General features: G+C 68.6%; 16 protein-coding genes and 1 pseudogene. 7 read left to right on the top strand and 10 right to left on the bottom strand.

Annotation, left to right across the window (positions count from 1 at the left end):
* Positions 1-40: 40 nt before the first annotated feature.
* Together ACFWVD_RS26005 and ACFWVD_RS26000 are read right to left on the bottom strand one after the other, a co-directional pair.
* Positions 41-3,658: an error-prone DNA polymerase gene (locus tag ACFWVD_RS26005; protein WP_379247089.1), complete on the bottom strand. Its 3,618-nt coding sequence runs from the start codon at positions 3,656-3,658 to the stop codon at positions 41-43.
* Positions 3,659-3,716: 58 nt separating this feature from the next.
* Positions 3,717-4,172: a hypothetical protein gene (locus tag ACFWVD_RS26000; RefSeq protein ID WP_379247087.1), complete on the bottom strand. Its 456-nt coding sequence runs from the start codon at positions 4,170-4,172 to the stop codon at positions 3,717-3,719.
* Positions 4,173-4,303: 131 nt separating this feature from the next.
* Here ACFWVD_RS26000 and ACFWVD_RS25995 point away from each other — a divergent pair, with 131 nt between their 5' ends.
* Complete coding sequence (locus tag ACFWVD_RS25995; protein ID WP_379247085.1) at positions 4,304-5,254, top strand: SDR family NAD(P)-dependent oxidoreductase; 951 nt, start codon at positions 4,304-4,306, stop codon at positions 5,252-5,254.
* Positions 5,255-5,337: 83 nt separating this feature from the next.
* Here ACFWVD_RS25995 and ACFWVD_RS25990 read toward each other — a convergent pair whose 3' ends face one another.
* From ACFWVD_RS25990 to ACFWVD_RS25975, 4 genes are all read right to left on the bottom strand, one after another.
* The gene (locus ACFWVD_RS25990; protein WP_379247083.1) at positions 5,338-5,778 is read right to left on the bottom strand and encodes a GNAT family N-acetyltransferase; all 441 of its coding nucleotides are present in this window, start codon (positions 5,776-5,778) and stop codon (positions 5,338-5,340) included.
* Between the two features lie 158 nt (positions 5,779-5,936).
* On the bottom strand, positions 5,937-6,833 hold the full coding sequence (locus ACFWVD_RS25985; RefSeq protein WP_379247199.1) for a sucrase ferredoxin: 897 nt from the start codon (positions 6,831-6,833) through the stop codon (positions 5,937-5,939).
* A gap of 147 nt (positions 6,834-6,980) precedes the next feature.
* Complete coding sequence (locus ACFWVD_RS25980; protein ID WP_379247081.1) at positions 6,981-8,552, bottom strand: DNA polymerase Y family protein; 1,572 nt, start codon at positions 8,550-8,552, stop codon at positions 6,981-6,983.
* Positions 8,553-8,620: 68 nt separating this feature from the next.
* Positions 8,621-9,373, bottom strand: coding sequence for a hypothetical protein (locus tag ACFWVD_RS25975; RefSeq protein WP_379247079.1), 753 nt, complete (start codon positions 9,371-9,373; stop codon positions 8,621-8,623).
* A 199-nt stretch (positions 9,374-9,572) separates the two neighbouring features.
* Between ACFWVD_RS25975 and ACFWVD_RS25970 the strand changes: the two genes are divergently transcribed.
* Positions 9,573-10,706: a serine/threonine-protein kinase gene (locus ACFWVD_RS25970; RefSeq protein WP_379247077.1), complete on the top strand. Its 1,134-nt coding sequence runs from the start codon at positions 9,573-9,575 to the stop codon at positions 10,704-10,706.
* Between the two features lie 54 nt (positions 10,707-10,760).
* Here ACFWVD_RS25970 and ACFWVD_RS25965 read toward each other — a convergent pair whose 3' ends face one another.
* Together ACFWVD_RS25965 and ACFWVD_RS25960 are read right to left on the bottom strand one after the other, a co-directional pair.
* Positions 10,761-11,417 (bottom strand): response regulator, encoded by a 657-nt coding sequence (locus ACFWVD_RS25965; RefSeq protein ID WP_379247075.1) that lies wholly within the window; start codon positions 11,415-11,417, stop codon positions 10,761-10,763.
* Positions 11,418-11,806: 389 nt separating this feature from the next.
* Positions 11,807-13,075 (bottom strand): annotated as a pseudogene (locus ACFWVD_RS25960) (PspC domain-containing protein); the annotation flags it as partial.
* Between the two features lie 621 nt (positions 13,076-13,696).
* Between ACFWVD_RS25960 and ACFWVD_RS25955 the strand changes: the two are divergent.
* From ACFWVD_RS25955 to ACFWVD_RS25940, 4 genes are all read left to right on the top strand, one after another.
* Entirely contained in the window at positions 13,697-14,326 is a 630-nt protein-coding gene (locus ACFWVD_RS25955) for an MspA family porin (RefSeq protein ID WP_379247073.1), read from the top strand.
* A gap of 84 nt (positions 14,327-14,410) precedes the next feature.
* On the top strand, positions 14,411-16,204 hold the full coding sequence (locus ACFWVD_RS25950) for a PspC domain-containing protein (RefSeq protein ID WP_379247071.1): 1,794 nt from the start codon (positions 14,411-14,413) through the stop codon (positions 16,202-16,204).
* Positions 16,197-16,409: a hypothetical protein gene (locus ACFWVD_RS25945; RefSeq protein ID WP_379247069.1), complete on the top strand. Its 213-nt coding sequence runs from the start codon at positions 16,197-16,199 to the stop codon at positions 16,407-16,409. Before ACFWVD_RS25950 ends, ACFWVD_RS25945 begins: the two co-directional genes overlap by 8 nt.
* An 82-nt stretch (positions 16,410-16,491) precedes the next feature.
* Entirely contained in the window at positions 16,492-16,632 is a 141-nt protein-coding gene (locus tag ACFWVD_RS25940) for a hypothetical protein (RefSeq protein WP_379247067.1), read from the top strand.
* A 1-nt stretch (position 16,633) separates the two neighbouring features.
* On the opposite strand, the gene guaA is transcribed toward ACFWVD_RS25940, so the two are convergent.
* The gene (gene guaA / locus ACFWVD_RS25935) at positions 16,634-18,208 is read right to left on the bottom strand and encodes a glutamine-hydrolyzing GMP synthase (protein ID WP_379247065.1); all 1,575 of its coding nucleotides are present in this window, start codon (positions 18,206-18,208) and stop codon (positions 16,634-16,636) included.
* Between the two features lie 120 nt (positions 18,209-18,328).
* On the opposite strand from guaA, the gene ACFWVD_RS25930 reads away from it, so the two are divergent.
* On the top strand, positions 18,329-19,129 hold the full coding sequence (locus ACFWVD_RS25930) for an alpha/beta fold hydrolase (RefSeq protein ID WP_379247063.1): 801 nt from the start codon (positions 18,329-18,331) through the stop codon (positions 19,127-19,129).
* On the opposite strand, the gene ACFWVD_RS25925 is transcribed toward ACFWVD_RS25930, so the two are convergent.
* Positions 19,126-20,280: a GuaB3 family IMP dehydrogenase-related protein gene (locus ACFWVD_RS25925; protein WP_379247061.1), complete on the bottom strand. Its 1,155-nt coding sequence runs from the start codon at positions 20,278-20,280 to the stop codon at positions 19,126-19,128. The two genes, ACFWVD_RS25930 and ACFWVD_RS25925, sit on opposite strands and share 4 nt — an antisense overlap.
* Positions 20,281-20,443: the final 163 nt, after the last annotated feature.

Genomic DNA, 20,443 nt, shown 5'->3' with positions numbered 1-20,443 from the left:
CGTAATGCGTTGAACGGTCCGCGTGCACCGTGCGAGGAACTCAGCGGAAGTCGCGGGACCGGGCGACGATGGTCAGATCGAGATGTTCGAGATGATCGGCCACCAGACTCGCCGCACCCTCGGCATTCTGGATGCGCCCACGGATGAGCAGCGCGGTAGCGCTCTGCGCGAGGCGCCGGTAGCGAGCCCACAGCCCCACCGAGCACACGACGTTGACCATGCCGGTTTCGTCTTCGAGATTGAGGAACGTGACGCCCGCGGCGGTGGCGGGACGCTGACGGTGAGTGACCGCGCCCGCCACCAGGATGCGGGCGCCATCTTCGACCAGCAGCAGGTCACAAGCGGGAACCACGCCGAGCGAATTCAGGTGGGCGCGAAGGAATTCGGTGGGATAGGAGTCGGGTGAGATGCCGGTGGCCCACACGTCGGCGGCGGCGAGTTCCAGTGCGCTCATGCCGGGCAGAGAAGGGGCGACGGTCGCCGGGCCGGTGCCGGGCAGGCGGTCGGGGCGCTCCACGGCCGCCGCACCCGCTGCCCACAATGCCGCCCTGCGCACGCTGCTACCACGCGAATCACGCGGTTCGGCATCGACCAGCACGTCGAGCGCCCCTGCGGTCGCCAGCGATTCCGATTGCGCGACAGACAGTTCCACGCGACCGGTGAGATCGAGCATCGAAGCGAAAGGTCCGTGCTCGGCGCGAGCGGCCACGATGCGCTCGGCGAGATCGGTGCCGATGTGACGCACCCCGGACAGCCCGAGGCGGATCTCCGTACCCGCGTTCTCCAAGGTGGGTTCGGCGCGGCTGGCGTTGATATCGGGCCCGTGCACCCGCACCCCATGCCGTCGAGCGTCGGCCACCAGCGACTGCGGCGAGTAGAAACCCATCGGCTGCGCACGCAACAACCCCGCACAGAACGCCGCCGGATGGTGCAGCTTGAACCACGACGAATAGAACACGATCGACGCGAAACTCTGCGAATGGCTTTCCGGGAACCCGAAATTGGCGAAGGCATACAGCTTTTCGTAGATCCTGTCGGCGACCTCGTCGGTGATCCCGTGCAGCTCCCGCATGCCCTCGTAGAACCGCGCCTTCAACCTGGCCATCTTCTCCGGCGACCGCTTCGACCCCATCGCCCGCCGCAACTGATCCGCCTCGGCCGCACTGAACCCGGCCACATCGACCGCCATCTGCATCAACTGTTCCTGGAACAGCGGAATCCCCAGCGTGCGTTCCAGCGACCGTTTCAGCGACGGATGGTCGAAAACCACCGGCTCCTTGCCATTTCGTCTGCGGATATAAGGGTGCACCGAGCCGCCCTGAATCGGTCCCGGCCGGATCAGCGCCACCTCCACGACCAGGTCGTAGAAGTTGCGCGGCTTGAGCCGGGGCAGCGTCGCCATCTGCGCACGCGACTCCACCTGGAACACCCCGATCGAGTCCGCGCGCTGCAACATCTCATAGACGCCCGCCTCGGTGAGATCGAGGGCGTGCAGTTCCACCGTCTCGCCTTTGTGCTCGCGCACCAGGTCGATCATGTAGTGCAGCGCCGAGAGCATGCCAAGGCCCAGCAGATCGAATTTCACCAAACCCACTGCAGCGCAGTCGTCTTTGTCCCACTGCAACACACTGCGTCCGGCCATCCGCGCCCACTCCACCGGGCACACGTCGGCGATCGGCCGATCACAGATCACCATGCCGCCGGAGTGAATGCCCAAATGCCGTGGGAGACCGTCTAGTTCGCCTGCCAGTTCGAGCACGGCCTCCGGGATATCGGTGCCCGTCTCGCCGGCCACCCCCGACCAGCGACTCACCTGCTTGCTCCACGCGTCCTGCTGCCCCGGCGAAAAGCCCAGCGCCCGTGCGGCATCGCGCACCGAGGACTTGCCGCGATAGGTGATCACGTTCGCCACCTGCGCGGCATAGTCGCGGCCGTATTTGGCGTAGACGTGCTGGATGGCCTCCTCGCGACGGTCGGATTCGATATCGACATCGATGTCGGGCGGCCCGTCACGTTCGGGCGAGAGGAACCGTTCGAACAGCAGTTGGTTGCCCACCGGGTCCACATTGGTGATGCCGATGGCGTAGCAGACCGCGGAGTTGGCGGCCGAACCCCGGCCCTGGCACAGGATGTCGCTGCGCTTACAGAACTCGACGATGTCGTGCACGACCAGGAAGTAGCCGGGAAACTTCAGCTCCTCGATCACCGCCAGTTCGTGATCGATCTGCTGGTATGCCTTGGTATTTCGTTCCGGCGGACCGTACCGTCGCGCCGCACCGTCGTAGGCCAGGTGGCGCAGCCAGGAGTTCTCGTCGTGGCCGGTCGGCACGTCGAACGGGGGCAGTTGCGGGGCGATCAACCGCAGGTCGAACGCGCATTCACGAGCCAGCGTCGCCGCGTTGGCCACCGCGTGCGGGTACTGCGCGAACAGGTGCGCCATCTCCGCGCCCGAACGCAGGTGCGCGCCGCCGGTGGGCGCCAGCCAGCCCGCCATCTCGTCGAGGCTGCTGCGGGCACGGATCGCGGCCACCGCCATCGCCCGACGACGCTGCGCCGGTGACGCGAAATGCGCACCGGTAGTGGCGAGTACGGGCACATCGAGTCGATCGGCCAGTGCCACCAGCAGCGCGTTGCGTTCGTCATCGGTGGCGATGCCGTGATGGGTGAGTTCCACACTCACCCGACTGTTCCCGAACCGCTCGATCAAATCCCGCAGTGCCGCTTCAGCTTTCGGCAATCGCAGGTCGTTGGCGTTCAAATCCTGTTCGAGCGCGGTGCGCAAGTGACCTTTTCGACAACCGGTCAGCACATGCCAGTGCCCACCCGCTGCCGCGGCGAGCGTGTCCAGGTCATACCGCAACACCCCCTTCTCCCCCGCCGCCATATGCGCCGCCGCCATCTCCCGTGACAGCCGCCGGTACCCTTCCTGCCCTCTGGCGAGGATCAGCAGATGCGGGCCATTCGGATCGGGAGAACCTGTGCGCGGCACCGAATCCGGCGCATCCGCGTGCCCCCTGCCCTGCCCGACAGCACCCCCGCGCACACCTAACCCGGCCGCCTGCCCGCGATCCCCGAGCCCGGCCGATCCGATGACATCGCCCATACCGTCGTCCGCCGCGCCCTCAGCACTGGACACTCTTCCCCGGTCGCTCATCGCGGCACCGACTTCGCGCCCCTCAGCTCTACCTTCACCCGGCGCGAAACGCACTCCGCCCCGAGGTACAGAACGGCGCCGGACCGCATCCCCTCGGCCCGGCGCCGCCTTCGCATCGGTTCCCAGTGACAGTTCGGCACCGAAAACCGTTGGCATTCCCCATTCCCTGGCCGCCTCGGCGAACCGGACGGTCCCGTAGAACCCGTTGTGGTCGGTCAGCGCCAGCGCCTCCAGACCCAGCCGCACCGCCTCCTCCACCAGCTCCTCCGGCTGACTCGCGCCGTCGAGGAAGCTGTAGGCGGAGTGGGCGTGCAATTCCGCGTAGGGCACGGTCGCGGACGGCCGGTCGACCTCGGCGGCACGGTACTCGCCGCGTTTGCGCGACCAGGCCGGACTGTCGCCGCCGTCGCCGGGGTGCATGTCCTCCGCGGGCCTGCCGCTCGGCTTGCCCGACAGCACCCGTTCCAGCTCCGACCAGGTCGGCGGCCCGTTGCTCCAGCCCATGCACCCTCTCCTCTCACGACCCCCGCATCACCGCACCCCTCTCCTGTTGCCGCACAACTCAATTCGCGGGCAAGCGCTCCATCGACCGCGTTTCCAGCGCGGCCTCCACATGACCCAGACCCGAACGGATCACCGCACCGTAGGCATCGTTGGCGAGCACGTCCAGGTGCCCGCGCGCGATGGCCAACTGCATCTGCGCCATCTCGAAGTCACCCACGCGTCGGTGGCTGTCGGCCAGGTTCAGATACAGCGAGGGCAGGAACCCGCGCAGCCCCTCATCCAACGGAATGCCCGGCCCGAACACCGCGGCCAGCGCCCGCTGATCCCACAGCAACGCACTCTCGGGCAGTTCCTGCACATCCGCGAGGTGGTGCGCCACCACGCAGCGATACAACGGGTTGCCGCCTTCCCCTATCTCACTCCAGAGCCTGGTCAGCGCCGCGCGCGCGGCGTCAGGGTTGTTACCGCCGAGCCGCACCGCGGCATAGATGTCCGCCATCCGATCGTCCGCCATGTGCACAAGTATCGCACATACGTTCGAACAAAGGCGAGAGGCGTTCGAACATATTTTCGAGTTTCTCGAAGAGCTGGCCCGCGAACTTACTTGAGAGTAAGTTCGTAGCCAACGAACCAAGGAGCAGTGAGATGTCACAGGGATCCCCGGGTGAACAGGGCCGCAAACGGCGGCGCGACCTCACCGGCAGGCACGTCGTGATCACCGGCGCGTCGTCCGGGATCGGCCGGGCCGCCGCGCTCGCGGTCGCCGACAAGGGCGCGGTGGTGTTCCTGCTCGCGCGCCGCGGCGACGAACTGGCCGCGGTGGTCACCGAGATCCTCGACGCGGGCGGTCGGGCCTACGGCTACCAGTGCGACGTCACCGACTCCGAATCCGTGGACGCCACGGTCAAAACCATCCTCGACCAGCACGGCCACGTCGACATGCTGGTCAACAACGCGGGCCGGTCCATCCGCCGCGCCATCCACCGCTCCACCGACCGCCTGCACGACTTCGAACGCACCATGGCGGTCAACTACTTCGGCGCCCTGCGCATGACCCTGGCGTTACTGCCGCAGATGCGCGAACGCGGCTTCGGCCACATCGTCAACATCTCCAGCGCCGGCGTCCAGGTAGCCACCCCACGCTTCGCCGCCTACCTGGCCAGCAAGGCCGCCCTGGACAAGTTCACCGAAGTCGCCTCGGTCGAAACCCTCGCTGACGGAGTAACTTTCACCACCATCCACATGCCCCTGGTCCGCACCCCGATGATCGCCCCCAGCGGCGACCAAGGCCCCTCCGAATCCCCGGAATGGGCCGCGGGCACCATCGTGCGCGCCCTGTCCGAACGCCCCAAACGCATCGACGTCCCCCTCGGCACCATCGCCGAATACGGCGGCATCCTCACCCCCAAACTCCGCGACCGCATCATGCACCGCTACTACCGGGCCCTGCCCGATTCCCCCGCAGCCAAAGGCGAATCGGTCGACCCCGTCGACCCACCAACCCCCACCACCCCCGAACAACCCTCCACCGCCCGCAAAGTCACCGGCACCGCCCTACGCCGCGCAGCCCGCTGGGTCCCCGGCACCCACTGGTAACCCGGCGTAATCGACCAATCCGCACCGGCTCCACCCGATTTCCGGCCTGAACACCTACGAAGTGGGCGATTACGCCAGTCGCGCTAGTTCAGGTCGAGGGTGAAGTGGTGGGCGGTGATGGTCATCCGGTGGCGCATGTAGAGGCGGTGGGCGGCGGCGCGGGCAGGGCCGACACCGGAGTCCAGGTGGATCGCCGTGCAGGTCAGGCGGGTGGCCTCGGCGGTGATCCAGTCCAGGAGGCGATCGGCGTGGCCTCGGCCGCGTGCTGCGGGGAGGGTGGAGACGTCGTCGATGTAGACGTGGTGGCCCCAGGCGGTCGAGCGGGATTCGCGGAAGCCTGCCACCGATAGCGCTGTGGCAGAACCGGATTCGAAGACGCCGACCAGCCGGTAGCCCACGGGGCGGAGTTCGGTGTCGATGAACTCGGCCAGTCGGGCTGTCGTGCCCCACTGTGGGCGTAGCTCCAGCAGGGCAGGCGTTGCCGATTCGGTGTCGTCGCCGGCGATTTCGCGGATGTCGATCATGGAGTCGACGGTAGGTCTGTCGAGGATCGAGCGGGAGGGCCACTGCGTGGTAGTTCCATCAGTCCACCGGATCGCGTCCGCACCGGCGTAATCGCACACTTCGTACGTTTTCGATCAGTTTTCTGACGGGAAGGGCGCGAAGTGCGTGATTTCGCCGGTCAGAGGCCGGGGGGAAGTTGTTCTATCGCAGCGGGTTCCAAGTAGGTGGCCGGTTTGGGGGCGGCGGCGCAGCTGGCTTGGCGGGGGACGGCGGGGATGGTGCGGGCGGTGACGTGCCAGCGGCGGCCGTCGCGGTGGACGACGATGGCGGCGCCTGCCAGGGTCGGGTCGTGGGTGGGTGCGGGGTCGGGGTGGGCGGTGAGTTCGGTGGCGGTGGCCGGGATCTGTTCGCGCACAGCCACTTCGGCCAGTTGGGAGATCGGGGGGTAGCAGCTGCGGCCGCGCAGGCCGGTCATCGCGACCTCGCCGGCGTCGGCGGCTTCGAGCAGCGCCCGCGCGGCGGAGACGTCGACACGGCCATAGGTCAGGCCCGATGGGAGCAGTACGACCGCGGGTGCGAAACGGTGGCCGCCGGTGTGGGAGGCCTCCCAGACGCGGTCGGGGTAGTCCGCGGCCAAGGCGGCGGCGATCGGGCGGCCGAACAGAGCGCAGCACTGGTCGCGTTTGCCGTGCGCGCAGACCAACACCACCGGATCATCCACGCGCACACCGATATCCGGGGCGGGTCCATCGACCAGGTGCAAGTCGATATCGAACAGCTGGCGCAGATCGGTGATCTCGAACCGCACACACCACGACCCCTGCGGTCGCGAACTGGCCAGCAACACCGTGCGGGTCCCGGTGAACTCGTTGCGCCCAGGACGACGGATCAACATCGGCCGAACCTTCGCCGCCGACGTACGCGCCGCCAGTTCCGCGGTGATCTCCGGCCCCAGCACCTGGTCACCGATCACATCACGCCCCCACGCCCCCGGCTGCTCGATACACAACCACCCGGTGACATGCGCCGCGGTCCCCGGCAGCGGAAGGTCCGCGGCGGCCGCCGAACACAACATGCCCTCGAAGGGGTTCACGGTGCTCCTTTCGCGACCTGGCCGGGCGATCCGGGGCAGGGGTCGTTTCACTCTAGAACCCGGGGGCGTCGGCCACGTCGACGCACACCCACGCATCCGCGGTCCGATCGCGATCGGCGGCGGGGCGGGTCACTCGTAGACGCCCTCGGCGTGCCATAGGGCAGACTCGTGGACGAGCAGGACCGCGCGGATTTCGGTGGGGTCGGCGTCGAGTTGGACTTGGACTCGTACGGCCAGGACGGCGGGGTCGGGTGTGGACCACCAGCGTTCGGTGATCGGCCATGGGCCCGCCCAGCCGAGCAGGGCCCACTCCTTGCGGCCCCAGCGCAAGCGGGTGGGGGTGGCGGTGAACAGGCCGCGGTCGGTGATTTCTACTCCGGTGCCGTCGGCGGCGGTCAGGTGGACGATCGGGCGATGCAGGAGCAGCAGGGTGGGGGCGGGTTCGGGGAGGCGGCCGGGCCAGGGGTGGGTGGGGTCGGCGGCGGGGGTGAGTTCGTCGCCGAGGGCGATCATGGTGATGCGTTCGGCGGGGCCGCGGCCGCCGCTGAGCACGCCGATGCGGACCGCTTCACCGCCCAGCAGCCCTTGCACGCGGACCAGCGCGCGGCGGGCGCGTTCGTTTTCCTCCCCTTCGCCGCCCCACAAACCCAGTTGCAGGGCACCCGCGGCGACCACCTCGACCGGTTCCAGTGTGAGCGCGACGATCGGTCCGGTGGGGCGGGCGCGGCGGGTGAGCCAGCCGTCGAGTTGCCAGCGGACGCGGTCGGCGGTGTCGGCGGGGGTGAGCGGGCGGGCGCAACGCCAGATCCGGGTCAGCTCCTCGCCGGTCTCGGTGCGCGCGGTCACGGCCAGGCGGGTGCAGGCCACGCCCGCCGCGGACAGGACCGTGTGCAGTCGGGTGGCAAGGTGCCTGCCCGCGAACGCGGCCGCGTCGACCCGGTCGATGGGTGGGTCGCAGGCCAGGTCGACGGTGAGTTCGGGGGCGGGGCGGCGCGCCGAGGGTGGGCGTTCGGGCAGGGCGCGGGCGGTGCGATGGGCGAGCACGGCGTCGGCGCCGAACCGGGACGCCACTTCGGCGGGCGACAGGCGCGCGAAATCGCCGATGCGTCGTAATCCTAAGCGGCGCAGCAGGTCTGCCAGGTCTTGTCGTTCGGGTGCGGCCAGACTCGGTTCCACCGCGAGCTCGGCGATCGGGAGCGCGGCGAGGTAGCGCGCACCCTCCCCTGGCACCACGATGGCGCCGCGTCTGGCCGCGATCACCGCCGTGGACAGGGCATCGGCGATCCCGATCTGCGCCTCGGCACCCGCGGCGGCGACCGCATCGATCAACCGCACCACCGCGGCCTCCTCGGAACCGAAATACCGTGCGGCACCGCGTGCTCCGAGCACGACCAAGCCCGGGCGCAACACCTCCACCCCCGGCACCGTCGCGTCCACGGCGCCGACGACCGGCTCGAACAACCGCGCATCTCGATCCGGATCATCTTCTACGACAACGAGTTCCGGGCAGAACCCCTGCGCATCGCGCCTGCGCATCCCGCGCCGCACTCCTTCGGCCCGCGCGATCGCCGAACATGCCACCACCGAACTGCCCCGCAACACCGCGATCGGCCGATCCGCCGACACCCCCGCCACCGCGGCCGCCGCCACCGCGGGCCAGTCCGGACACCACACCGCCAACACCCGATCAACGCGCGCCATCACGCCACCGAACGGTCGAACTGAGCCAACCCAGGCTCATCGTGGCGAACCGGATAACGGGCCGACGGTCACGAGACCGCCTCGTGCAAGGCGGTGAGTTCGGTTGCGCGGGTGACGGTTTCGCGAGGCAGCCATTCGGTGCGGCCGACTTTGGCGCACAGGTCCATCCGGCCGTGGCGGGTCTGGCCCGCTTTGGCGCTGACGCGCACATCGAGGCAGACCGAGCGCAGGCGGCCGCGACCGGGACCGAGACCCTGATAGCCGGTGACGCGGGAGTCCAGGCGCAGGGTCGGGTTGACCCATTCGCCCGCCACGACCAGGGTGGCGCCGCGGTTGCGGGCGCGCGCGGCCAGGACTCGGCAGCGAGCGGGTGGGACGACGAGGCCGCCCAGACCCAAGACCACCAGGTCGAGGCCGTCGAGCAGGACCGCGGCCACCTCGGCGGGGTCGGGGCCGGGGTCGGCGATCACGGCCAGCCGCGACAGCTCGGCACCCATCTCGGCGGCGGCCAGCAAACCGAGTCGAGGCAGGCCGACGACCGCGGCGTGGCCGCCGTTTCCAGTGACCGCGGCGAGCAGACCGGTCAGCAGCGAATGCGCGCCGGTGTAGGCGACGACGGCACCTTTGGGCAGACCGCCGTCGGGCAGCAGGTCTGCCAGCGGTGGCGGAACCGGCAGCATATCTCGGCGTAACGGCTGGTCACGCGGTGTATGACCGGTCGCGGACTCACCGCGTCCCGGCACCGCCGCCATGCGCGCGCGCAGCTGTTCGAGCGTGCGCTCCCGTGCGCCCCGGTCGGGCGACAACGCTTCCGAACCCATCAACACCACCTACTTCCACGATGGACCCGCGGGCGAGAAACCGCCCTGAGCCGGAACAGCAGCACCGTTCCAGCTATCGATCGTATTCGAATATACGTTCGATAGCGACCAGCGTGACACCCGCCCCCTCCCCGTGTCCACCGCGCAGCAGCGCGAAGATCCCGGCCAGTCAGCGCCATATTCGACTACCCTCGCACCCGTGAACGAACGTGCTCGTCCCCATATCGGCCCCGACTACCTGGTCGCGGGCCGCTACCGCCTGCAGTCCAAGCTGGGCGGGGGTGGCATGGGTGCGGTCTGGCTGGCCACCGACCGGTTGCTGAACCGGGAAGTCGCGATCAAACAGGTGCTGTCCACCGCGGGCCTGAGCGCCGCGGAAGCCGAGCGGATTCGCAGCAGCATCGTGCACGAGGGCCGCGTGGCCGCCAAGCTGTCGCACACCCACGCCGTGGCCGTGCACGACGTGGTGATCGAGGCCGGCGAGCCCTGGCTGGTCATGGAGTACTTACCCTCGCGCAGCGTGGCCAAGGCGCTCGCGCTGGTCGACACGCTGCCCGCGGTCGAGGTCGCCCAGATCGGCGCGCAGGTGGCCGACGCGCTCGCCGCCGCGCACGCCGCGGGCATCGTGCACCGCGATATCAAGCCCGGCAACATCCTGGTCGCCGACCGCGGCAACAGTGTGGGCCTGGCCAAACTCAGCGACTTCGGCATCTCGCGCGGGGCAGGCGACACGCACGGTGACGAACCCGAGGGCATGATCACCGGCACTCCCGCCTACCTCCCGCCCGAGGTCGCGCGCGGCGCCACTCCCACCGAGGCCAGCGACGTGTTCTCCCTCGGCGCCACTCTCTACACCGCGTTGGAAGGTCAGCCGCCGTTCGGTTTCGACTCCGACGACAACGACGTCGTGGCCAAGGCCGCGATGGGCCGGATCATCCCGCCCACCCGCAGCGGCATCCTCACGCAGACCCTGCTGCACATGCTCGAGCCCGCACCCCAGCGCCGCCCGACCATGGCGCAGGCCCGCGACGAAATCCTCACCGCGGCCTTCGGGCCGGGAACCGGCGCCTACATCCTCGGTGTGCCCCTGCGCACCGAAGACGGCACCATTCCCGCCTGGTCCACCCGCAACTCCGCCAGCGGCCTGCGCAGCCCCAATGCTTCCCCCCTCCCGCGCCCGCACCGCGCCCCGATCGCCGCCACCGCCGCACCCCAACAGCAGCGCACCGGCAGCTTCATCGACAACCTGCCCAACGGCGCTCCCCTGGCCATCGGCGCGGGCGTGCTGATCGGCCTGGTGATCCTGATCGCGATCATCATCGCCGTGATGTAGAGCCGCACTCCACCGCGCGCCCCAGCCGCACCCGCCAGACCGTGCGCCCAGAACTCACTCGATCCGTCGTCGGTGCGCCCATCTCGTCAGCGCGTTCCGGTTGGACTGCTGTGTCTTGCGCAGCACATTCGACGCGTGTGTCTCCACGGTCTTCACCGAGATGAACAGGGATTCGGCGATCTCCCGGTAGGTGTAACCGCGCGCCAGCAAACGCAGCACCTCCAGCTCGCGTGGGGTGAGTGAGTCCAGTTCGGGATCCAGCGGCGGCTCGGGAACCGGTGAGCGGCCGGTGAACGAGTCGAGTACGAACCCCGCCAACCGAGGACTGAACACCGCGTCCCCACCCGCGACCCGGCGGATACCATCGGCCAGTTCGGCACCGGAAATCGTCTTGGTGACGTACCCGCGCGCGCCCGCCCGGATCACCGCGATCACGTCCTCCGCCGCGTCGGACACGCTCAACGCCAAACACACCGGCCCCGCCGCGATCCCCGCCAGCACCGCCACGCCACCGCCGTCGGGCATATGCACATCCAGCAACACCACGTCCGGCTTCGCCGCATCGATCCCGGCCACCGCCTCGGCCACCGCCCCCGCCTCACCGACGACGTCCATGTCGGTTTCCCGGCTCAACTCCGCCCGCACCCCCGACCGAAAAACCGCGTGATCGTCGACCAGGAACACCCGCACACTCACTACCAGACTCCTCATTCGAACCGTGTCGATCGACCTGCTGTCATCGGTACCACATCGCGGAGTCGCCGCGTCGAGATCGACGCAGGTCCGGTGCGACCGCCCGCTCAGCGATCAGTCGGGTGATCCTGGGTCGACACGTGATCCCCCCGGCGCAGAACAACGGTCGGGGCGTCGTCGGAGGTGTCGGTTCCGGGCCGGTCGTCCCGCGGCCCGGAACCGACACTCACGTCCGGCCCCGATGTGGAGCCCTGCACAACCTGGTCCCGCGCGGACATCACCCCCACCTGGTCCCGCGCGGACATTGCGCCTGCGACCGGTTCAGATGTTGCGCCCTCATCGGCGACCTGAACAGGCTCAGACGTTGCACCCTCCACAACCTCGCCTGGCTCAGAGATTGCGCATTCATCTGCCATCTCATCCGGTTCGGAAGTCCCGGAATCGGTGCGCGGCATGACAATCCGCACCTCGGTCCCGCGCCCGACGGTCGAGTCGATCTCCGCTGTGCCGCCACGGCGTTCGATTCTGGCGCGGATCGATTTCGCCAGCCCACGACGGTCGCCCGGCACCGCCGACACGTCGAAACCGGCACCGCGGTCGCGCACGAAAATGCTGACCTGGTGGGCCTCGGTTTCGGCGAACAGGTCGATCTCGGGGACGTCGGCGTGTTTGGCCGCGTTGACCAGGGCCTCGCGGGTGGCACCCAGCAGCGCGGTGAAGTGTTCTTTGGGCAGGCCCGCGCCGGTGTCGCCGGGGTCCATGGCGACATCGCCGACGGTGACCGGGGTGACCTTCACCCCGTGCTGGTCCTCCACCTCGCCAGCGATGGTGCGCAGCGCGGTGGACAGGCTGGACTGGGCGGGCGCGGTGTCGTCGAACAACCATTTGCGCAGTTCGCGTTCCTGGCTGCGGGCCAGGCGTAAAACCTCTTGTGGATCCTCGGCCTGCCGTTGGATCAGCGCGAGCGTCTGCAGCACCGAATCGTGCAGGTGGGAGGCGATCTCCTCGCGTTCCTCGTTGCGGATGCGGGCACTGCGCTCGGCATTGAGCGCGCGGACCATGCGCAACCACAGCGGCACCGTGAGCAACCCCGCACCGACCAGCGTGACCGCCACCGCGATCAGCGCCGACCCCAGCGAACTCAGATCGATCCTGGCCAGCACCACCACCCCGAGCCCGACCACGATCAACGTCGCCCCGGCCACAATGCGCGACCAGGTGACCACCGACGGTCTCGCGGGCAGCCCGAACAGCGCACGCGGACCCGGCGCGGCGACATCGTATTCACGCCACACCAGCGCGGCACCCACCGCGACCACCACGATCGGCGCGATCACCCGCGCCGCGGTCCCCTGGAACAGCCAGCCGACCGCGACCGTGAGACCCAGCCCGAGCAACGCCAGCCCGATCGCCTGCCTGCGCTCGTCACCGGTCGGCTTCGCGGCATCGGCCCCACCGGGAGTGAAGATCCACAACAGCCCGTACGCGACCACGCCCGCCCCGACCAGCGCGGACAGCAGCACGAACGCCAACCGCACCTTGACCACGTCGACACCGAGGTGATCGGCCAGCCCACCCGCGACCCCACCGACCACCCGCCCACCGGTCCGACGGACCAGCCGTGGAGTCTCGGGCACCGGCGTCCCCGTCGGCTCGGGGCCGGGGGCAGGCAGCATCGGCCGATAACCGCGCGGCACGCCGTAACCCTGCGCAACACCGGGGTACTGCGCGTACCCCGGCGCGGACCGGTACTGCTGCGGCGGGAAGCTCCGTTGCGGCGGGAAGTTCTGCTGCGACGCCCCATCGGACACCGGCTCACCCCCGAACGCGAGCTCGACCAGACGCGCCGGACCACGCAGGCGATGCCCACCCGATCGCGGATCCGGCGACTTGTGGGCAGCGTTGTTCCCGGCGGCAGCGCTGCGCCCGGCAGGGGTGGCAGACCCCTTGGCAGCGGCGTGGGCGGGAACGAACGGATCCATGCCCTCGATAGTGGCACGCGAGGCGGGGTACCGGCATCAGGAAAGTCCCTGATCTCGTCCCCGATGTCAGCGATCCGGCGCCGACCTGGTCGGCGAGCTGTCCGGTCCGGACAGGAATCAGCCCCTACCTGCGTGAATGTCGGATCCGGTATCGACAGGGCTCGGGGTGGCCTGCGCCGGACCGGAAAACCCACGCAGGCGTCCCCAGCAGGGTTTTCAGCCGATTCCACGGTCTTTCGAAAGGTCGACCGCAGAAGATCTTTCTACGTTGATGGCAGGCCGAAATTGCGGCCGCCGCTTCAGGGGAGGAACACCGTGAACATCATCACCACCGTGCTCGGCGCCGCCACTATCGGACTGAGCACCCTCGCGATGACGCCGATCGCTTCGGCGACGCCGATGGCACCGCACGAGAGGACCTATCACGGGCCCGCCGGCTTCGAACTCACCATCGGCCACGCCGAGGAGTCCTACCGGATGGTGCCCCCGCTCAACGCCATGCCGACCAACCGGGAGGTATTCCTCGACAACACCGCCTACGTGACGGCCCCGATCGGGGCGACCGGCACACTCGAATCCGGGTACTTCGTCGCCTGCGCGGTAGACCTGACCCTGTCGGTCGGGCTCGACGGCGGCATCGACGTGCGCGCGGGAGCCAGCGTCGGAACCGGCTCGTCCGGCCCCGAAGCGTCCGCCGATATCGGTCCGTCGATCTCGGCCGGAATCAATCTGAACCTGTCGCTCTCGCCGGGCGAGATCAAGAAGATCGACGTCGGGTCCATGCCGCTCGGCGCGGGCACCACCTATCTGGTGAACCGTGACTTCCATCTGATGGTGGGCAACTGCGGTGGACCGCTCAACGTCTACTCGTGGGCGACGGTCACCGCGAGCACCGGACAGGTGAGCGCGACGAACTCGATCTTCGGCGACACCATGTTCATGTGAGTCGCCGACCCGAACCCGAACCCGGGGAAATTCTCAGGGTTACCCCCGATGTGCGAAAGGGGTTGCGCGGCACACCATGGATGCATGAGCAGAACGAGCTTTGCCGACCAGGTTTCCCAGATGTGGCAGACGCGGCCCGTCCGGCTGCCTCGGCAGGGTCCGATCGCCGGGGTGGCCGCGGGGTTCGGGTTGCGGTACGGGGTCGATCCGGTGCTGTTGCGGGTGGCTTTCGTGGTGTCCACGATCTTCGGCGGGGCCGGGATCCTGCTGTATCTGCTGGCCTGGCTGGTGTTGAGTTCGGCGGGTAACGAGGTGTCGGCGGCGCAGGCGTTGACCTCGCACGATCAGGGGTCGTCGCATTCGCAGACCAAGACGATCGTGTTGATCGTGGCGCTGGCCATCGCGGTGTCGACCATGGGCCCGATCGGGTTGGGGATGGGCGGGTCCGGGGTGATCAGCATGGGGCTCATGCTGGCCGGCTGGTGGATGCTGTATCTGCGGCATCCCGAGCTGCCTGCCGGGTTCGATGCCTACCGGGCTCCGCTCAACACGACCGGCTACCCGGGCGCGGGCTACCCCGGTGCCGGGTATCCGACCGGCGTTCCGGTGCGCGGCTACCCGTACAACCCGGAGGTACCGCCGACGGGGCTGTACACCCCGTACACCAAGCTCCCCGAGATCTACGTTCCCCGTTCGCCCGAGGCGCGGGTGTACATACAGGATCCGAACCGCATGTTCTCGGCCGAATCCACACCGCTGTTACGGGTCGATACCACCGAAACGGTTGTGCTGCACAAGGACACCGACGAAACCGACAGCACTGCGACGGAGTCGATCGACACTGATCGGAGCGCGACGAACCTCGACACGTCTGGCGAACAGGATTCGACAAGCCGGCTCGAGGCCGATGCCGACGTGCACGCGTCAGCTTCGACGGCACCGCAAACCGACCCCGGCATGATCGTCACCGACCCAACACCGGATTCGGTTCTGCCGGCTACTGATTCGATTCAGTCAGCCCCTGCTTCGACCCGCATCGATCTCGATAAGCGTGTCGACAGCGCGAGATCGGTGGTCGGCGATGTATCCGTCGCCGAGATCGCGGCACTGGTCGAGCAGCCGGTCTCGAACGACACCGCTGTTCTACACAGGGCCGGAACCATCTCCGCCGCACCGGAACCCCCGCGAATCAACGCACAGGTACCCAACGGTTGGGACCCGCTCGCCGTCGCACCCCTGGCCTGGGAATTACCCGAAGCAGCACCCCAGTTCGCACCCGCGGCACCACCACATGCCGCACCGAAACGTCCACGCTCCCGGCTGACTCCGGTCACCATCGGCCTGGCGATCCTCGCCGCGGCACTAGGAGGCGCGGCAGCGTCGGCGGGCGTGGAATGGATGACTACCGCGCGGATCGCGGCCTTGGCACTGGCGGTCGTCGGACTCGGTCTGGTCGCAGGCGCGTTCCTGCGGCGCGGGTACGGGCTGCTGATACTCACCGCTCCCCTGGCCGGATTCGTGGTGCTGGCCTCGCTGATCGGCCCGATCGAATTCGACAGCGCCACCATGGGCGAGCACACCTGGGCACCTGCCTCGATCACCGAGCTGCAGCCCCGCTACGAGGTGAACATGGGTTCGGGCACGCTGGATCTGCGCAGGCTGGACCTCACCGAATCCCGCAGCGTCGAAGTGTCGGTGAACTTGGGCGAGGCCACCGTGCTATTGCCGGACAACATGACCGTGAAAACAACCTGCGAGGTCAATATGGGCGAATCACAGTGCACCGAAGGCATTTCCGGGCCCAACGTCCCCGGTGCCCCGGTCCTCGACCTGCGCGTGGACGTTCAGGCCGGCGAAGTGGTGGTGGACCGTGGCTGACCAGAACAGCGTCGAAACCCGACGCCGCCCCGCGTTCACCCTGCTGACCACCGGCCTGATCGCGCTCGCCATCAGCGTCTGGGCGCTGTTGGGCGCACCGACCCCCGACGAGGGCGGCTTCCTGCCGGTCGGCTGGGGCGTGGTGATCGCCGCCATCGTCATCGGCCTGCTGCTCACGCTGGCACCCAGCCGCAAACACCACTGAGGCGCAACCCCCGCGAACACCAATGGCCCGTCAACGATGACGGGCCATTGCTGTTCGACAACTGAACGAAAAGACAAGGCACATGGACGAATCCACACGCGACCAGCAGCCGAAGACTTCGTTGGCGAAGGTCCTGCCACCAGCCATCCACCGACCGCGCACCGGCGGCTTCCTCCTTGGCAGGCTCCTGCTCACCCAGGCGGCGCCGCCGCGGCCGGTCTAACTCACTCCCACTCGATGGTGCCCGGCGGCTTGCTCGTCACGTCGAGGACAACCCGGTTGACGTCGGCCACCTCGTTGGTGATGCGTGTGGAGATCCGTTCGAGCACGTCGTAGGGCAGGCGGGTCCAGTCCGCGGTCATCGCGTCCTCGCTGGACACCGGACGCAACACGATCGGGTGACCGTAGGTGCGACCGTCGCCCTGCACACCGACCGAACGCACGTCGGCCAGCAGCACCACCGGGCACTGCCAGATCTGCTTGTCCAGCCCGGCGGCGGTGAGCTCTTCGCGGGCGATGGCGTCGGCCTGACGCAGCAGCTCGAGCCGGTCCGCGGTCACCTCGCCGACGATGCGAATAGCCAGACCCGGCCCCGGGAACGGCTGGCGCGCAACGATTTCCTCGGGCAGGCCGAGTTCACGACCGACCGCGCGCACCTCGTCCTTGAACAGCAGCCGCAACGGCTCGACCAGATCGAACTCGAGATCGTCGGGCAGACCACCGACATTGTGGTGGCTCTTGATGTTCGCGGTACCGGTACCGCCACCGGATTCCACGACATCGGGGTACAGCGTGCCCTGCACCAGGAACTCCACCTTCGGCGAAGTGCCCTCGACCGCACCCTCTTCGATCACGATCCCGGCGACCGCGTCCTCGAACGAACGAATGAACTCACGCCCAATGATCTTGCGCTTCTCCTCGGGATCGGAGACGCCCTTCAGCTCACCCAGGAACTTGTCCACCGCGTCGACAGTGACCAGCTTGGCCCCGGTCGCGGCGACGAAGTCCTGCTGGACCTGCTCGCGCTCACCGGCCCGCAGCAGACCGTGATCAACGAACACACAGGTCAGCCGATCGCCGATGGCACGCTGCACCAGCGCCGCCGCCACCGCGGAGTCCACCCCACCGGACAGCCCACAGATGGCATGCCCGTCACCGATCTGCTCGCGCACACTGGCGATCAGCGATTCGGCGATATTGGCCGGAGTCCACTGCGCGGGAATGCCCGCGATCTCGTGCAGGAAGCGGCTGAGCACCTGCTGGCCGTGCGGGGAGTGCAACACCTCGGGGTGGTACTGCACGCCGGCCAGGCGCCGCGCACGGTCCTCGAACGCGGCAACGGGCGCGCCCGCGGTGGTACCGGTGACGTCGAAGCCCTCGGGGGCATCGGTCACCGCGTCACCGTGCGACATCCACACCGGCTGAATGGTCGGCAGGCCGCCGTGCAGCACACCGCCGTCGATGTTGAGCTCGGTGCGCCCGTATTCGCGGGTGCCGGTGTGCGAGACGGTGCCGCCCAGCGCCTGCGCCATGGCCTGGAAGCCGTAGCAGATGCCGAACACGGGGATGTCGAGGTCGAACAGGCGGGCGTCCAATTGCGGTGCGCCCTCGGCGTACACGCTGGACGGACCACCGGACAGGATCACGGCCAACGGCTGCTTCTCGGCGATCTCCTCCACGGTCATGGTGTGGGGAATGACTTCGGAGAACACCCGCGACTCACGCACCCGCCGGGCGATCAGCTGGGCGTACTGCGCGCCGAAGTCGACAACGAGGACGGGTCTCTGAGTATCAGCCACCGGGCCAGTTTAGTGACGGGGTGACACGAGCAAGCAGCGGGCATCGTGCCACACGGTGACAGTCCACCACGCAACCCCATTCTTGGGCGTGGCGCGGTGGGGCTGGCTATCCTCGTGCACGTGCCATTCGCCCGCGCGATCGATGCCGACATCTACTACGAAGACAGCGGTGGCACGGGTCCGGTGGTGTTGCTGGCCCACGAATTCTTCATGGATCGCACGATGTTCGCCTCGCAGCAGGCCGCACTCGCTCCCGAATTCCGGATCGTGGCCTGGGACGCGCGCGGACACGGCCGCACCAGGGATCAGCGGTTGCCGTTCACGTACTGGACCGCCGCGCGCGACGCGCTGACCGTGCTCGATTCGATCGGCGCCGAACGCGCCATCGTCGGCGGCACCGCGCAAGGGGGCTTCACAGCATTGCGCACAGCACTGGTGGCACCCGAACGGGTCGCCGCGCTGATCCTGATCAGCACCGAGGCGCACGGCCCCACGCTGGAACAGTCCGCCGCCACGCAACGTTTTCTCGACGAGTGGCACGACCGCAGCTCCCGCGAGGAAGCCGCGGGCCGCCTGGCCGACTGGCTCATCGGCGACGACAGCTGGTACCGCGACATCTGGACCCGGCGCTGGGTCGGCGACGCGCACAGCGGCCTCGACGCCGCCGTGGGCTGCCTGCTCGGCCGCGATTCGGTGCTCGACCGGCTGCGCGAGATCACCTGCCCCGCGCTGATCATCCACGCCAACCAGAGCGGGATCGCCGGCGATCGCGCCCGCACGCTGGCAGACGGGCTCACCGCCTCCACCTTCGTGGAGATCGATGGCGCCCGCCTGGCCGTGACGATGACCCACCCGGAACCGGTCAATACCGCGATCGCCCGGTTCCTGCGAGATCGGGTCTCGTTGACCCGCGTGCGCTAGCGAACGCTGAGCCCGACCTTCTGGAACTCCTTGAGGTCGGAGTACCCGGCCTTGGCCATCGAACGACGCAACCCACCGACCAGGTTCAGCGAACCGAACGGGTCGTCGGACGGCCCGTAGAGCACCCGCTCGAGGCTCGGACGAGCCACCGCACCGTCGGGACCGTCGATCCATGCCTCGTCGACCGGCAGGAACGAACCGCGCGGCACCGAGGGATGCGCGGTGGCCGAGGGCCAGTACCAGCCGCGACCGGGCGCTTCGGCCGACGCCGACAGCGGCACCCCGAGCATCACGGCGTCGGCGCCACAGGCGATGGCCTTGGCCAGCTGACCCGAGGTGGCCACGTCACCGTCGGCGATCACGTGCACGTACCGGCCGCCGGTCTCGTCGAGGTAGTCGCGACGCGCGGCGGCGGCGTCGGCGATGGCGGTGGCCATCGGCACGCCGATGCCCAGCACCTCACCGGTGGTGGTGGCGCCGGGGAACGAGCCGTAACCGACGATGACGCCCGCGGCACCGGTGCGCATCAGGTGCAGCGCGGTGCGGTGATCGCTCACGCCTCCGGCCACGACGGGCACGTCCAGTTCGGCGATGAAGGTCTTGAGGTTCAGCGGCTCTTCGCCACCCACGTGCTCGGCGGAGATGATGGTGCCCTGCACGACCAGCAGGTCGATACCGGCCTGGACCAGCGCGGGAGTGAACGCGCGGGCGTTCTGCGGGCTCAGCCGCACCGAGGTGGTCACCCCGGCTGCCCGGACCTGGGCGACGGCGGCGGCGAGCAGATCGGGCTGCATCGGCGCGGCGTGCAGTTCCTGCAGCAGCGAGATGGCCTTTTCGTAACCCCCCTTGTCAACCAGATCGATGAGCTGGTCGATCTTGGACTGCACATCGGCGTGCCGCGCCCACAGGCCTTCACCGTTGATCACACCGAGGCCACCCTGGCGACCGAGCTCGATCGCGAACTCGGGCGAGACCAGCGCGTCGGTGGGATGCGCGAGCACCGGGATCTCGAAACGGTAGGCGTCGAGCTGCCAGGCCAACGAGACCAGCTTCGACGAACGCGTCCGCCGCGAAGGCACGATATCGACGTCGTCCAGCTCGTAGGTCCGACGGGCGACCCGCCCCATACCGATTTCGACCATGTCACGCACAGTTGCTCCCTGTGTTCGGGCGCGCGTGTGCGCGCGTTTTCACAAACCTGACGGTTTGCATGGCTGTGGGGGGGGGGGGGGCCCTCCTGCCCGCAAACACAGCACCTGTCGTCCTCCCCGCCCGTCCTCTGTCTTTTGCTCGCCGTTCTTTTGTTTTTCTTTT

The organism is Nocardia sp. NPDC058666 (assembly GCF_042714895.1).
In the GTDB taxonomy this organism is placed as follows: Bacteria; Actinomycetota; Actinomycetes; order Mycobacteriales; family Mycobacteriaceae; genus Nocardia.
The sequence above is the reverse complement of the archived record's forward strand: the minus strand, read 5'-3'. Positions and strand labels throughout refer to the sequence as shown.